Origin of the sequence: Alloalcanivorax marinus, from assembly GCF_016906305.1 — a bacterium.
GTDB classification, from domain to species: domain Bacteria; phylum Pseudomonadota; class Gammaproteobacteria; order Pseudomonadales; family Alcanivoracaceae; genus Alloalcanivorax; species Alloalcanivorax marinus.
In genome coordinates this window covers 45,454-59,814 of record NZ_JADDOL010000005.1, presented here as the reverse complement: position 1 = coordinate 59,814, position 14,361 = coordinate 45,454, and the positions used below count along the sequence as shown (strand labels likewise).

12 protein-coding genes and 2 tRNA genes are annotated in these 14,361 nt (G+C 64.9%); 13 read left to right on the top strand and 1 reads right to left on the bottom strand.

Annotated features, from left to right (window positions below):
- Positions 1–232: 232 nt before the first annotated feature.
- The 3 genes from carA to greA all read left to right on the top strand — a co-directional run bounded on the left by carA (position 233) and on the right by greA (position 5,163).
- The gene (gene carA / locus IM760_RS05995) at positions 233–1,369 is read left to right on the top strand and encodes a glutamine-hydrolyzing carbamoyl-phosphate synthase small subunit (protein WP_204427626.1); all 1,137 of its coding nucleotides are present in this window, start codon (positions 233–235) and stop codon (positions 1,367–1,369) included.
- 31 nt (positions 1,370–1,400) lie between these two features.
- Positions 1,401–4,619, top strand: coding sequence for a carbamoyl-phosphate synthase large subunit (gene carB / locus IM760_RS05990; RefSeq protein WP_204427625.1), 3,219 nt, complete (start codon positions 1,401–1,403; stop codon positions 4,617–4,619).
- 67 nt (positions 4,620–4,686) lie between these two features.
- Complete coding sequence (gene greA / locus IM760_RS05985) at positions 4,687–5,163, top strand: transcription elongation factor GreA (RefSeq protein WP_204427624.1); 477 nt, start codon at positions 4,687–4,689, stop codon at positions 5,161–5,163.
- Between the two features lie 15 nt (positions 5,164–5,178).
- On the opposite strand, the gene IM760_RS05980 is transcribed toward greA, so the two are convergent.
- Entirely contained in the window at positions 5,179–5,493 is a 315-nt protein-coding gene (locus tag IM760_RS05980; protein ID WP_138770699.1) for a YhbY family RNA-binding protein, read from the bottom strand.
- Positions 5,494–5,560: 67 nt separating this feature from the next.
- Between IM760_RS05980 and rlmE the strand changes: the two genes are divergently transcribed.
- From rlmE to nusA, 10 genes are all read left to right on the top strand, one after another.
- A complete protein-coding gene (gene rlmE / locus IM760_RS05975; protein ID WP_204427623.1) occupies positions 5,561–6,178 on the top strand; it encodes a 23S rRNA (uridine(2552)-2'-O)-methyltransferase RlmE in 618 nt (205 codons plus the stop codon).
- A gap of 66 nt (positions 6,179–6,244) precedes the next feature.
- Entirely contained in the window at positions 6,245–8,170 is a 1,926-nt protein-coding gene (ftsH, locus tag IM760_RS05970) for an ATP-dependent zinc metalloprotease FtsH (RefSeq protein ID WP_204427622.1), read from the top strand.
- Positions 8,171–8,180: 10 nt separating this feature from the next.
- Positions 8,181–9,035: a dihydropteroate synthase gene (gene folP, locus IM760_RS05965; RefSeq protein ID WP_239549647.1), complete on the top strand. Its 855-nt coding sequence runs from the start codon at positions 8,181–8,183 to the stop codon at positions 9,033–9,035.
- A 66-nt stretch (positions 9,036–9,101) separates the two neighbouring features.
- Positions 9,102–10,436 carry a phosphoglucosamine mutase gene (glmM, locus tag IM760_RS05960; protein WP_204427621.1) on the top strand — a complete coding sequence of 445 codons (1,335 nt, stop codon included), beginning with the start codon at positions 9,102–9,104 and terminating at the stop codon, positions 10,434–10,436.
- A 50-nt stretch (positions 10,437–10,486) separates the two neighbouring features.
- Positions 10,487–11,236: a triose-phosphate isomerase gene (gene tpiA / locus IM760_RS05955; RefSeq protein ID WP_204427620.1), complete on the top strand. Its 750-nt coding sequence runs from the start codon at positions 10,487–10,489 to the stop codon at positions 11,234–11,236.
- Between the two features lie 2 nt (positions 11,237–11,238).
- Positions 11,239–11,739, top strand: coding sequence for a preprotein translocase subunit SecG (gene secG / locus IM760_RS05950; RefSeq protein WP_204427619.1), 501 nt, complete (start codon positions 11,239–11,241; stop codon positions 11,737–11,739).
- Between the two features lie 11 nt (positions 11,740–11,750).
- Positions 11,751–11,837: transfer RNA gene (locus IM760_RS05945), tRNA-Leu, on the top strand.
- 255 nt (positions 11,838–12,092) lie between these two features.
- Positions 12,093–12,169, top strand: a tRNA-Met gene (locus IM760_RS05940).
- A 157-nt stretch (positions 12,170–12,326) separates the two neighbouring features.
- On the top strand, positions 12,327–12,782 hold the full coding sequence (gene rimP / locus IM760_RS05935) for a ribosome maturation factor RimP (protein ID WP_204427618.1): 456 nt from the start codon (positions 12,327–12,329) through the stop codon (positions 12,780–12,782).
- A 33-nt stretch (positions 12,783–12,815) separates the two neighbouring features.
- Positions 12,816–14,321 carry a transcription termination factor NusA gene (gene nusA, locus IM760_RS05930; RefSeq protein WP_204427617.1) on the top strand — a complete coding sequence of 502 codons (1,506 nt, stop codon included), beginning with the start codon at positions 12,816–12,818 and terminating at the stop codon, positions 14,319–14,321.
- Positions 14,322–14,361 lie beyond the last annotated feature (40 nt).

The window sequence follows — 14,361 nt, the reverse complement described above, 5'->3', positions numbered from 1 at the left end:
CGCGATTACCGCGAATCCGAGCCTGCGACGTGACACCAGGGCGGTTACGTCCTAAAATACCGCCTGCCCAAGATGGGCGAGCGGGTGGCCGTGTGAAACCGGGTGTTTTTCCCTCAGAACGCGTTTCCTGAAAGCGAGGTGGAGCAATCCATCTCGCTTTTTTGCGAACCTCGCAAGGGGTTCCGGCCCCCGCCACCGATCTCCACAAGTCCCTATCCGCCAGGAGGTTGCGTTGACGGTACCCGCCATACTTGCTCTGGAAGACGGTAGTCTCTTTCGGGGTGTCGCCATTGGCGCCACGGGTGAAACCGTGGGTGAAGTGGTGTTCAACACCGCCATGACCGGCTATCAGGAAATTCTCACCGATCCGTCCTATGCCAAGCAGATCGTGACCCTGACCTATCCGCATATCGGCAATACCGGGGTGAATCCGGAGGACGAAGAGTCCGCGCGCGTCTGGGCCGCCGGCCTGGTGATCCGCGATCTGACCCTGACGGTAAGCAGCTGGCGGGCCCAGCAGTCCCTGCCGGATTACCTGAAGGAGCGCGGCATCGTCGCCATCGCCGACATCGATACCCGCCGCCTGACCCGCATTCTGCGCGACAAGGGCGCGCAGAACGGCTGCATCCTGGCCGGCGAGGACATCGATGAGGAGAAAGCGCTGGCCGCCGCCCGTGCCTTCCCCGGTCTTAAAGGCATGGACCTGGCCCGGGAAGTGAGCGTCAAGGAACGTTACCAGTGGTCCGAGGGCACCTGGGAACGGGCCACCGGGCACCGCCCCGGCGGTGAACCGCGCTTCAAGGTGGTGGCCTACGATTACGGCTGCAAGCGCAATATTCTGCGCATGCTCGCCGATCGCGGCTGCGACCTCACCGTGGTGCCGGCGCAGACCCCGGCCGCCGAGGTGCTGGCCTTGCAGCCGGACGGCGTGTTCCTGGCCAACGGCCCCGGCGACCCGGAGCCCTGCGACTACGCCATCGACGCGATCCGCGAAATCGTCGCCAGCGGCCTGCCCACCTTCGGCATCTGCCTGGGGCACCAGCTGCTCGGCCTGGCCAGCGGCGCGCGCACCATGAAAATGAAGAACGGTCACCACGGCGCCAACCACCCGGTCAAGAACCTGGACGACGGCACCGTGATGATCACCAGCCAGAACCACGGTTTCGCGGTGGACGCCGACACCCTGCCGGACAACGTCAAGGTGACCCATGTGTCCCTGTTCGACGGCACCCTGCAGGGGATTCACCGCACCGACCAGCCGGCCTTCAGCTTCCAGGGTCACCCGGAAGCGAGCCCGGGCCCGCACGACTGCGCGCCGCTGTTCGATCATTTCATCGAGCTGATGGAGGCCCACGGGGCCGATCGCTGAACACCGAATTCACGCCTGACGGTTAGCACCTATGCCCAAGAGAACCGACATACAGAGCATCCTCATCATCGGCGCCGGCCCGATCGTTATCGGTCAGGCCTGCGAGTTCGATTATTCCGGCGCCCAGGCCTGCAAGGCGCTGCGCGAGGAAGGTTTCCGGGTGATCCTGGTGAACTCCAACCCGGCCACCATCATGACCGACCCGGCCATGGCGGACGCCACCTACATCGAGCCCATCACCTGGGAGACGGTGGCCAAGATCATCGAGAAGGAGCGCCCGGACGCGCTGCTGCCCACCATGGGCGGCCAGACCGCGCTCAACTGCGCCCTGGATCTGGAACGCCATGGCGTGCTCGAAAAATTCGGCGTCGAGATGATCGGCGCCAACGCGGACACCATCGACAAGGCCGAGAACCGCGACCGCTTCGACAAGGCGATGCGCAACATCGGCCTGGAGTGCCCGCGCGCCAAGGTGGCCCGCACCATGGACGAGGCCTGGGAAATCCAGGCCGAGCTGGGCTTTCCCTCGATCATCCGGCCGTCGTTCACCATGGGCGGCTCCGGCGGCGGTGTGGCGTACAACAAGGAAGAGTTCGAGGAAATCTGCACCCGCGGTTTCGATCTCTCGCCGACCCATGAGCTGCTGATCGACGAATCGCTGCTGGGCTGGAAGGAATACGAGATGGAGGTCGTTCGCGACAAGAACGACAACTGCATCATCGTCTGCGCCATCGAGAACTTCGACCCGATGGGCGTGCACACCGGTGACTCCATTACCGTGGCCCCGGCGCAAACGCTCACCGACAAGGAATACCAGGTGATGCGCGATGCTTCCCTGGCGGTGCTGCGCGAAATCGGCGTGGAAACCGGCGGCTCCAACGTGCAGTTCGGCATGTGCCCGGACACCGGCCGCATGGTGGTGATCGAGATGAACCCGCGGGTATCGCGGTCCTCGGCGCTGGCCTCCAAGGCCACCGGCTTCCCGATCGCCAAGGTGGCCGCCAAGCTGGCGGTGGGCTACACCCTGGACGAGCTGCAGAACGAGATCACCGGTGGTGCCACCCCGGCGTCCTTCGAGCCGTCCATCGATTACGTGGTCACCAAGATTCCGCGCTTCAACTTCGAGAAGTTCGCCGCCGCCGATCCGGTGCTCACCACCCAGATGAAGTCCGTGGGCGAGGTGATGTCCATCGGCCGCAACTTCCAGGAATCCCTGCACAAGGCCCTGCGCGGCCTGGAAACCGATTCCGTCGGTTTCGACCCGCACATCGATCTGGACGCGCCGGACGCCGCCGAGCGCATTGCCCAACTGCTGTCCACGCCCGGGCCGGAGCGGATCTGGATCGTCGGCGACGCCTTCCGCAGCGGGATGAGCGTCGACGACGTGTTCAACATCACCCAGATAGATCGCTGGTTCCTGGTGCAGATCGCCGACCTGATCAACGAAGAGAAGGCGGTGGCCGCCGGGACCTTCAGCGATCTCGGCAAAACGCGGCTCTATCAGCTCAAGCGCAAGGGCTTTTCCGACGCGCGTCTGGCACAGCTGCTGGGCGTCAAGGAAGTGGACGTGCGCCTCAAGCGCCGCGAACTGGACGTGATGCCGGTGTTCAAGCGGGTCGACACCTGCGCGGCGGAATTCGGCACCAGCACCGCTTACATGTACTCCAGCTACGACGAAGAGTGCGAGTCGAACCCCTCCGACCGTGACAAGATCATGGTGATCGGCGGCGGGCCGAACCGTATCGGCCAGGGCATCGAGTTCGATTATTGTTGTGTCCACGCCGCCTTCGCCATGAAGGACGACGGCTACGAGACCATCATGGTCAACTGCAACCCGGAAACCGTGTCCACCGACTACGACACTTCCGACCGGCTCTACTTCGAGCCGATCACCCTGGAAGACGTGCTGGCCATCGTCGATAAGGAAAAGCCCAAGGGCGTGATTGTCCAGTATGGCGGCCAGACGCCGCTGAAACTGGCTCGCGACCTGCAGGCGTTCGGCGTGCCGATCATCGGTACCAGCCCGGACGCCATCGACGAGGCCGAGGACCGCGAGCGCTTCCAGCAGATGGTCAACAAGCTCGGCCTCAAGCAGCCGCCCAACCGTACCGCGCGCTCCATGGACGAGGGCATCAAGCTGGCCGAGGAAATCGGCTACCCGCTGGTGGTGCGGCCTTCCTACGTGCTCGGTGGCCGCGCCATGGAGATCGTCTACAACGAGGCGGAACTGCGCAGCTACATGAACAACGCGGTGAGCGTGTCCAACGACTCGCCGGTGCTGCTGGACCGCTTCCTGGATGACGCCATCGAGGTGGACGTGGACGCCATCTGCGACGGCAAGCAGGTGGTGATCGGCGGCATTATGCAGCACATCGAGCAGGCCGGCGTGCATTCCGGCGACTCGGCCTGTTCCCTGCCGCCCTATTCCCTGGACGCGGCGGTGCAGGACGTGATGCGCGAGCAGGCCGCCGCCATGGCCCTGGAGCTGGGCGTGATCGGCCTGATGAACGTGCAGTTCGCGGTCAAGGGCGACGAAGTCTATGTGCTGGAAGTGAACCCGCGCGCCTCGCGCACGGTCCCCTATGTGTCCAAATGCATCGGCGTGTCCCTGGCCAAGGTGGCGGCCCGCTGCATGGCCGGCACCTCGCTGGCCGAGCAGGGCTTCACCGAGGAAGTGGCGCCGCGCCATTACTTCGTCAAGGAAGCGGTGTTCCCGTTCGCCAAGTTCCCGAAGGTGGACCCGATCCTCGGCCCGGAAATGAAATCCACCGGTGAGGTGATGGGCGTCGGCGCGACCTTCGCCGAAGCCTTCGGCAAGGCCTCCCTGGGCGCCGGCGAGCGCCTGCCGGAGGGCGGCACCGCCTTTATTTCCGTGCGCGACGCCGACAAGGCGGTGGCGGTGGAAGTGGCGCGCTCGCTGATCGAGCTGGGCTTCGAGCTGGTGGCCACCCGCGGTACCGCCGCCCACCTGACCGAGGCCGGGCTGGCGGTGAAGCCGGTGAACAAGGTGCTGGAAGGCCGGCCGCACATCGTCGATATGATCAAGAACGACGAGGTGAAGCTGATCGTGAACACCACCGAGGGCAAGCAGGCGATTCGCGATTCCTTCGCCATCCGCCGTTCCGCCCTGCAGCACAAGGTGTTCTACACCACTACCATCACCGCGGCCTACGCGGTCTGCCAGGCCATGGCCATCAGCGGTGAGCCGCAGGTCCGTCGTCTGCAGGACCTGCACGCCGAAATGCACTAACCGTCGCTGTCCCGGAGGGCCGTCCCTTCCGGGGCGGCCCCAAGGATGACGAAAGAGGTTACATCATATGCAACGCGTTCCCATGACGGTCGCCGGCGCCGATGCCCTGCGCAAGGAGCTCGACCAGCTCAAGAAAGTGGAGCGGCCACGCATTTCCGCCGCCATCGCCGAAGCCCGTGAGCACGGCGATCTGAAGGAAAACGCCGAATACCATGCCGCCCGTGAGCAGCAGGGGTTCTGTGAGGGGCGCATCCAGGAAATCGAGGGCAAGCTTTCCAACGCCCAGATCATCGACATCACCAGCCTGGAGAATACCGGCAAGGTGATTTTCGGGGTCACCGTGACCATCCTGGACGTGGACACCGACGAAGAGAAGGTCTACCAGATCGTCGGTGACGACGAGTCGGACATCAAAAACGGCAAACTGAGCGTCAACTCACCCATCGCCCGGGGCCTGATCGGCCGCGAGGAAGGCGACGTGGTGCAGATCGAAACGCCGGGTGGCGTCAAGGAATACGAAGTGGACAAGGTGGAGCACCTCTGAGGCGCTCCCCGTGAATCACTGATCCTGGGCGCGCAGGATATTGGACAGCTTGGGATTGGGTTTGGCGGCGGCGCGGTAGAGCAGGGCGATATTGCCGATGCGCTGCACCAGCTCGGCGCCGCTGCGCTCGCACAGTTCGTCGATCATGCGGGCGCGCTCGTCCCGGGTGGGCGCGCTGATCTTCACCTTGATCAGTTCATGATCTTCCAGCCGCGCCTGAAGCTCTTCCACGAAGGTGTCGCTGAGGCCCTTGTCGCCGGACAGCAGCACCGGCTTGAGGTGGTGGCCGATACGGCGCAGGCGTTTCTTGTCCAACGGGCTCAGGGGCATGATCTTCTCCAAAAACGGGGGCGCTATTCTAGACCCCGAAACGCACCGATGCGAGGGGCGCTGACCGATGGCGCGATCAAAAAGCAGCCAGCGCTGGCTCCGCGAGCACTTCGACGACCACTGGGTGGCGAAGGCGCAGGCGGAGGGGTACCGCTCCCGGGCCAGTTTCAAGCTGCTGGAAATCCACGAAAAGGACAAGCTGTTCCGGCCCGGCATGCGGGTGCTGGACCTGGGCGCCGCCCCCGGCGGCTGGTCCCAGGTGGCCGCCCGGCTGGTGGGTTCACGGGGCACTATCGTGGCCAGTGACATTCTGGCCATGGACGCCGTCCCGGACGTGACCTTCGTGCAGGGGGATTTCCGGGAGGAGGCGGTGTATGAGCAAATCATTGCATTGCTCGGTGAGCAGAAGGTCGACCTTGTAATGTCGGACATGGCCCCCAATATGAGTGGTAACCGGGCCGTGGATCTGCCGCGGGCCATGTATCTGGCCGAACTGGCGCTGGATATGGCGGTCAATGTGTTGCAGCCGCGCGGCCAGTTTCTGGTCAAGGTGTTTCAGGGCGAGGGGTTCGACGAGTATCGACGTTCCCTGCAGGGCGCCTTCAAGAAGGTGGTCAGCCGTAAACCGGCGGCCAGCCGGCCGCGCTCCACCGAGGTGTACCAATTGGGGTCACACCTGAAGTAGTGTAGAGTTGCAAGTCTGTCAGTACGCGCTATCGCGCTCAGTAAGTCGAGGTCTCCCTTGAACGACATGACCAAGAATATCGTGCTGTGGCTGGTGATTGCCGGGGTGCTCTATGTAGTGGCCTCCAGCATCAACCCGCAGCCTTCCCAGCAGATGCTGAACTACTCCTCGTTCATCCATAACGTGGAGAGTGGCAATGTGGACCAGGTCACCATCGGCGACACCCGCATTTCCGGGGAGATGAAGGACGGCAGCCGCTTTGAAACGGTCAAGCCGCCGGCCATGGACACCAACCTGATCCCCACGCTGATCCAGAACGACGTGCAGGTCACCGGCAAGGAGCCGGAGCGCCAGGGTTTCCTGACCCAGCTGTTCCTGTCGGTGCTGCCGATTCTGCTGATCCTGGCGATCTTCATCTTCTTCATGCGGCAGATGCAGGGCGGCGGCAAGGGCGGCGGTGGCCCGATGACCTTTGGCAAGTCCAAGGCCCGTCTCATGGGCGAGGATCAGATCAAGACCACCTTCGCCGATGTGGCCGGCGTGGAAGAGGCCAAGGAAGAAGTGCAGGAGCTGGTGGAGTTCCTGCGCGATCCGGCCAAATTCCAGCGTCTGGGCGGCAAGATTCCCCGCGGCGTGCTGATGGTGGGCTCGCCGGGTACCGGTAAAACCCTGCTCGCCAAGGCCATCGCCGGCGAAGCCAAGGTGCCGTTCTTCAGCATTTCCGGTTCCGACTTCGTGGAAATGTTCGTCGGCGTGGGCGCGTCCCGCGTGCGCGATATGTTCGATCAGGCCAAGAAGCACGCGCCCTGCATCATCTTTATCGACGAGATCGACGCGGTGGGCCGTTCCCGGGGCGCCGGTCTCGGCGGCGGGCACGACGAGCGCGAGCAGACCCTGAACCAGCTGCTGGTGGAAATGGACGGCTTCGACGCCAACGACGGCATCATCGTGATCGCCGCCACCAACCGTCCGGACGTGCTCGACCCGGCGCTGCTGCGCCCGGGCCGCTTCGACCGTCAGGTGACGGTGCCGCTGCCGGACATCCGTGGCCGCGAGCAGGTGCTCAAGGTGCACATGCGTCCGGTGCCGGTGGCCGAGGACGTGGATCCCAGCGTGATCGCCCGTGGTACTCCGGGTTTCTCCGGCGCCGATCTGGCCAACCTGGTCAACGAGGCCGCCCTGTTCGCCGCCCGCGCCAACAAGCGCATGGTGGGCATGGAGGAGTTCGAGAAGGCCAAGGACAAGATCCTGATGGGTGCGGAACGCCGCTCCATGGTGATGAGCGAGAAAGAGAAGCTCAACACCGCCTACCACGAATCCGGCCACGCCATTGTCGGCCGGCTGGTGCCGGATCACGACCCGGTCTACAAGGTCAGCATCATTCCCCGTGGCCGTGCCCTGGGCGTGACCATGTACCTCCCCGAGGAGGACAAGTATTCCCAGTCCAAGCGCGCCATCGAATCGGCGATCTGCTCGCTGTACGGCGGCCGCCTGGCGGAAGAAATGACCCTGGGCTTCGACGGCGTGACCACCGGTGCCTCCAACGACATCGAGCGGGCCACCAAGATGGCCCGGGCCATGGTCACCAAGTGGGGCCTGAGCGAAAAAATGGGGCCGCTCGCCTACGAGGAAGACGAGGGCGAGGTGTTCCTGGGCAAACAGATGTCCCAGCGCAAGCACGTGTCCGAGCAGACCTCCGAGGAGATCGATCGGGAAGTGCGCGCCATCATCGACAGCTGCTACTCACGGGCCAAGACCATCCTGGAGGAAAACCGGGACAAACTGGACTTGATGGCGGAAGCGCTGATGCAGTACGAGACCATCGACGCCGAGCAGATCAACGACATCATGGCCGGCCACAAGCCGCGCCCGCCCCGTGACTGGCGCGACCAGGGCCCGGGCAGCGGTGCCTCCTCGTCCCGTGACGAGGACACCGCCGGCGATGCCAAGCCCGGCGACGACGCCATCGGCGGACCGGCGAACACGCACTGATTCCGGGTCGATGAGCGAAACAACCAGCCTGAGCTGTGGGGCGCGGACACTGAACCTGTCCGCGCCCCTCGTTATGGGGGTCCTGAACGTGACCCCGGATTCCTTCTCCGACGGCGGCCGCTACACCACGCGGGACGCCGCCCTGCGTCAGGCGCGACGGCTGCTGGACGAGGGCGCGGCGATCATCGACGTGGGCGGCGAGTCCACCCGCCCGGGCGCCGAGCCGGTGGCCGAGCAGGAGGAGCTGGACCGGGTGGTGCCGGTGGTCGAGGCCCTGGCCCGGGAGCTGGGCGCGGTGGTGTCGGTGGACACCAGCACGCCGGCGGTGATTCGCGAGACCGCCGCCGTCGGCGCCGGGCTGATCAATGACGTGCGTTCCCTGCGCCGCCCCGGCGCTCTGGAGGCGGCGGCGCGAACCGGCCTGCCGGTGTGCGTGATGCATATGGTCGGCGAGCCCGGCAACATGCAGGATAATCCCCATTATGAGAATGTCACCGTCGAGGTGGTGGCCTTTCTGCGCGAGCGGGTGGCGGCCTGCCTGGCCGCCGGCATCCCCCGGGAGCGGCTGCTGGTGGACCCGGGCTTCGGGTTCGCCAAGACCGTGGACCACAACCTGCGGCTGCTGGCGGAACTGGAACAGTTGAAGGCGCTGGATCTGCCGATTCTGGTGGGCCTGTCGCGCAAGGGCATGATCGGCAAGGTGCTGGACCGTCCGGTGGACCAGCGCCTGCCCGGCTCCCTGGCGGCGGCGGTGATGTGCGTGGAGCGCGGCGCGCGCATCGTGCGCGCCCACGACGTCAAGGCCACGGTGGATGGCGTGCGTTTCGCCCACGCGGTCCTCAATCACAAAAATCGCCGCCCCTGACCGGCTCCGGTCGGGCCTGGCGGCGCGGGACGGCCCGATAGAGGCGTCCCATAAAGGAGACAATGGATGAGTCGCAAGTATTTTGGTACCGATGGCATTCGCGGTACCGTCGGCGAGCCGCCGATCACCCCGGATTTCGTGCTCAAGCTGGGCTGGGCCGCCGGCCGGGTGCTGGCCGCCCGGGGCGGCAGCAAGATTCTGATCGGCAAGGACACGCGCATTTCCGGCTATATGTTCGAGTCCGCCCTGGAGGCCGGCATCTCCGCCGCCGGTGTGGACGTGCGTCTGCTGGGGCCGATGCCGACGCCGGCCATCGCCTACCTGACCCGTACCCTGCACGCCCAGGCGGGCATCGTTATTTCCGCCTCCCACAACGCCTACACCGACAACGGCATCAAGTTCTTTGGCGGCGACGGTCGTAAACTCAACGACCAGATCGAGCTGGAGATCGAGCGCATGCTCGACGAGCCGATCTCGGTGGTGGCCACCGACCGGCTCGGCAAGGTGCGGCGCATCGACGATGCCCGGGGTCGCTATATCGAATTCTGCAAGAGCACGGCGCCGGGCCTGGCCCTGCACGGGCTCAAGATCGTGGTGGACACCGCCAACGGCGCCGCCTACCACATCACGCCGGATGTGCTGGAGGAATTGGGCGCCGACGTGGTGCCCATGGCCAACCGGCCGGACGGTTTCAATATCAACCGGGAATGCGGCTCCACCAAGCCCGACGCGCTTTGCCGGCGGGTGCTGGAGGAAAAGGCGGACCTGGGCCTGGCCCTGGACGGCGACGCCGACCGGCTGATCATGGTGGACGACCGGGGGCAGGTGGTGGACGGTGACCAGCTGCTTTATATCATCGCCCGCGACCGGCACCGCCGGGGGCGCCTGGACGGCGGCGTGGTCGGCACGCTGATGTCCAACCTGGGCCTGGAGCTGGCGCTGGGCGCCCTGGACATTCCGTTCGCCCGCGCCAAGGTCGGCGACCGCTATGTCATGGAGCAGCTCGACGACCGGGGCTGGCTGCTGGGCGGCGAAAACTCCGGCCACCTGGTGTGCCTGGACCGCACCTCCACCGGCGACGGCACCGTGGCCGCCCTGCAGGTGCTGGACGCGCTGCGCCGCGAACAGCGCACCCTGCGCGAGGTGGCGGCGGAGGCGCCGTTGCTGCCGCAGACGCTGATCAATGTGCGCGGCGCCCGCCGCGACGGTTATCAGGATGACGCTCATCTACGCGACGAGCTGGCCGCGGTGGAGCGGGAGCTGGGCAAGAACGGCCGCGTATTGTTGCGCCCGTCCGGCACCGAGCCGCTGGTGCGGGTAATGGTGGAAGGTAAGGACGGCGAGCAGGTAGAGCGGCTTTGCCGGCGGCTGGCCAAGGCCGTCGAGGCGGCGATCGCCTGAAGAGGTCGTCGCCGCGAAAGACACGGATGCGGATCAAGGGGAAACCGGGAATGACAAGAACACCGCTGGTGGCGGGTAACTGGAAAATGAACGGCAGCCTGGCCCTGGTGCGGGAACTGGCCGGGGCGCTGCGGGACGCGAAACCGGAGGGCGTGGAGGTGGCGTTGTGCCCGCCCTATCCCTATCTGCCGGCGCTGGCGGAGGCCCTGTCCGGCTCCGGCCTGGCCCTGGGGGCCCAGAATCTGGCGGACCGTGCGGACGGCGCCCTCACCGGCGAAGTGTCCGCGGAGATGCTGCTGGAGTTCGGCTGCCGCTTCGCCATCGTCGGCCATTCCGAGCGCCGCGAGCTGTATGGCGAGGATGACGATCAGGTGGCGAGCAAGTTTCTGCGTGCCCGGGAAGCGGGGCTCACGCCGATCCTGTGCGTGGGCGAGACACTGCGCCAGCGCGAAGCGGAAGAGACCGACCAGGTGGTGGTGCGGCAATTGATGGCGGTGGTGGAAGCTGCCGGCGTGGAGGCCCTGGAGCGGGCGGTGCTGGCCTATGAGCCGGTCTGGGCCATTGGTACCGGCCTCACCGCCACGCCGGAACAGGCCCAGGCGGTGCACGCCGGCCTGCGCGCGGCGGTGGCGGATCGCGACGCGGACATCGCCGGGCGGCTGCGTATCCTTTACGGCGGCAGTGTAAAGGCGGATAATGCCGCCCCTCTGTTTGCCCAGCCGGACATCGACGGTGGTCTGATTGGCGGGGCATCCCTGAAGGCAGAAGAATTTATCGCCATTTGTCGGGCGGCAGGTTGATTATGGATATTGTGCTTCATGTGGTGCACGTGCTGGCGGCGTTGGGTCTTATCGGCCTGATCCTGATTCAGCACGGCAAGGGTGCCGACGCCGGCGCCTCCTTTGGTGGTGGCGGTTCGCAGACCGTGTTCGGCAGTGCCGGCTCCGCCAATTTCCTGACCCGTTCCACGGCCATTCTGGCGGTGGTGTTCTTCATCACCAGCCTGGGCCTGGCCTGGATGGCGCGCCAGGAGATTTCCGGCGGTGGCAGCATCCTGCCGGCGCTGGAATCGGTGGATGAGCAGGACGTGCCGGCCATGGACCCGCAGGGCGGTGATGTGCCCGCCAACGGCGCGCCGTCCAGCGACGTGCCCGGGGCCGGGGAATCCAGCGGCGACGTGCCGGCCATGGAATCCGGTGACGCGCCCGCCGCGGCGAATTCTCAAAATGAGGCTTTAGATGTGCCGGCGGCTGAGTTAGAATCCCCGGCCCCGGATGAGGCACCGTCTCAGCCGGCGCAGTAAACGTGTTCTTCGCCGAAGTGGTGGAATTGGTAGACACGCTATCTTGAGGGGGTAGTGACCTTACGGTCGTGCCGGTTCAAGTCCGGCCTTCGGCACCAAAATAAGGACAGGTTCCGTTCGGAACCTTCTTATGTTTCTCGGCCGGCCTGCCGGCCAACGCCGAGACGCGGCGGGCGATATCCCGCCGCTGCGTTGGCGCGGAAAGCGGGGCTTTCCGCCCAGCCTTCGGCACCAAAATAAGGATGGGTTCGTGGCGGAACCCGCTCCTTAAGATTCGGAAAAATAAATACTTTTTTCTCGAATCGGATTGACAAAGCCCGCGCGAATCCTTAGTATTTGCGCTCGATTTCAAGTGCGGGGTGGAGCAGTCTGGTAGCTCGTCGGGCTCATAACCCGAAGGTCGTAGGTTCAAATCCTGCCCCCGCTACCACTTGTCGGAACCGATCCGGTTCTGAACAACAAAAAGCCCCTCTATAGGGGCTTTTTGCTATACAACCGGGTCGATAGTGGGAAATGGGCGTCAGGCCCATTTTTTGTTTGTGACGCCGGTAAAGGATGCCGGCAAAAGACCACGACGCAGAGGTTAGATGTCGAAACGCACCGAACAACTCAAGGAGCTTCTGGCTCCGTTGGTGGAAGACCTGGGTTACACGCTTTGGGGTATCCAGTACCTCCAGGGGCGTGGTGCGGTATTGCGCCTTTTCATTGATCATGAAGACGGCATCACCGTTGACGATTGTGCCCGCGTAAGCAACGAAGTCAGCGGCCTGCTCGACGTGGAAGACCCGATCCCCGGCGAATACAACCTGGAAGTTTCCTCTCCGGGGCTGGATCGCCCACTCTTCGAACTTTCCCAATTTGACCGCTACCAGGGCGAGGACGTGCAGTTGACGCTGCTGGCTCCGGTGGCGGGCAAGCGTAAACTGACGGCGACCCTGGTCGCCGTGGATGGCGATACGCTGGTGGTGACGCTCGACGGCGACACGCTGCGTATTCCCTACAGTCAGGTGGACCGTGCCCGATTGAAGCCCCGCTTCGACTGAGCACGCCCCGGAGACATAGGTAAAGGCCTGGCCATGAACAAAGAGATCCTGCTGGTAGCGGAAACCGTTTCCAACGAGAAAGGCGTCAGCCGCGATGTGATTTTCGAGGCCATCGAATCGGCCCTGGCGGCGGCGACCAAGAAACGCTTCAAGGAAGAAGACGTGGAAATCCGCGTGCAGATCGACCGCGTCAGCGGCGATTACCGCACCTTCCGCGTCTGGCACGTGGTGCCCGACGAAGACCTGTTCGAATTCGGCCGTCAGCTGACGCTGGACGAAGCCCACGAACAGGACGAAAGCCTGCAGATCGGCGATATCCACGAAGAGGAAATCGAATCCGAGGCGTTCGGCCGCATTGCCGCCCAGACCGCCAAGCAGGTGATCGTGCAGAAGGTCCGCGAAGCGGAACGCCGGCAGATCATCGAGGAATACCGGGACCGCATCGGCGAGCTGATCAGCGGCGTGGTGAAGAAATCCAGCCGCGACGCCATCGTGCTCGACCTGGGCGGCAACGCCGAGGCGCTGATCACCCGCGAGCACATGATCACCCGCGAAAGCGTGCGCCAGAACGACCGTCTGCGCGCCTACCTGCTGGGCGTCAACGAAGAGAACCGTGGCCCGCAGCTGTTCGCCAGCCGTGCCTGCCCGGAAATGCTCATCGAGCTGTTCAAGATCGAGGTGCCGGAGATCGGCGAGGAGCTGATCGAGATCAAGGGCGCCGCCCGCGATCCCGGTTCCCGCGCCAAGATCGCGGTGAAAACCAACGATCAGCGCATCGACCCGGTGGGCGCCTGCGTGGGCATGCGCGGCGCGCGTGTGCAGGCGGTGTCCAACGAACTGGCCGGCGAGCGCATCGACATCGTGCTGTGGGACGACAACCCGGCGCAGCTGGTGATCAACGCCATGCAGCCGGCGGAAGTGGCGTCCATCGTGGTGGACGAGGAAAGCCACACCATGGACATCGCGGTGGAAGACGAATCCGCCCTGGCCCAGGCCATCGGTCGCAGCGGCCAGAACATCCGCCTCGCCTCCGAGCTGACCGGCTGGGAGCTGAACGTGATGACCATCGACGAGGCGGAGAACAAGCAGCAGCAGGAAGCGGAACAGGCGCTGCAGAGCTTTATCGAGTATCTGGACGTGGACGAGGACGTGGCCGCGGTGCTGGTGGAGGAAGGTTTCTCCACCCTCGAGGAAGTGGCCTACGTGCCCACCGAGGAGATGCTCGCCATCGAGGGCTTCGACGAGGAGATCGTGGAAGCCCTGCGCCAGCGCGCCAAGGACGCGCTGCTGACCCGGGCCCTGGTGTCCGAAGAGAAATTCGAACAGGCCGAACCCGCCGATGATCTGCTCAACATGGAGGGCATGGATCGTGATCTGGCGGTGGAGCTGGCCTCAAAAGGCATCGTCTCCATGGAGGACCTTGCCGAACAAGCGGTGGACGACCTGCTCGACATCGAGGGGATGGACGAAGAGCGCGCGGCCCAATTGATCATGACCGCTCGCGCCCCCTGGTTTGCAGGCGAGGAAGCCGGCGAGTAACGCTGGCCGGATTAGCAGGGCGCCACCCAGACGCGGACAG

Bases quoted from the DNA above. Each gene is read 5' to 3' on its own strand.
- rlmE (WP_204427623.1), top strand. From the start codon at position 5,561: ATGGCGCGATCAAAAAGCAGCCAGCGCTGGCTCCGCGAGCACTTCGAC.
- glmM (WP_204427621.1), top strand. From the start codon at position 9,102: ATGAGTCGCAAGTATTTTGGTACCGATGGCATTCGCGGTACCGTCGGC.
- tpiA (WP_204427620.1), top strand. From the start codon at position 10,487: ATGACAAGAACACCGCTGGTGGCGGGTAACTGGAAAATGAACGGCAGC.
- IM760_RS05980 (WP_138770699.1), bottom strand. From the start codon at position 5,493: ATGCCCCTGAGCCCGTTGGACAAGAAACGCCTGCGCCGTATCGGCCAC.
- carB (WP_204427625.1), top strand. From the start codon at position 1,401: ATGCCCAAGAGAACCGACATACAGAGCATCCTCATCATCGGCGCCGGC.
- nusA (WP_204427617.1), top strand. From the start codon at position 12,816: ATGAACAAAGAGATCCTGCTGGTAGCGGAAACCGTTTCCAACGAGAAA.
- greA (WP_204427624.1), top strand. From the start codon at position 4,687: ATGCAACGCGTTCCCATGACGGTCGCCGGCGCCGATGCCCTGCGCAAG.
- folP (WP_239549647.1), top strand. From the start codon at position 8,181: ATGAGCGAAACAACCAGCCTGAGCTGTGGGGCGCGGACACTGAACCTG.
- ftsH (WP_204427622.1), top strand. From the start codon at position 6,245: ATGACCAAGAATATCGTGCTGTGGCTGGTGATTGCCGGGGTGCTCTAT.
- secG (WP_204427619.1), top strand. From the start codon at position 11,239: ATGGATATTGTGCTTCATGTGGTGCACGTGCTGGCGGCGTTGGGTCTT.
- rimP (WP_204427618.1), top strand. From the start codon at position 12,327: ATGTCGAAACGCACCGAACAACTCAAGGAGCTTCTGGCTCCGTTGGTG.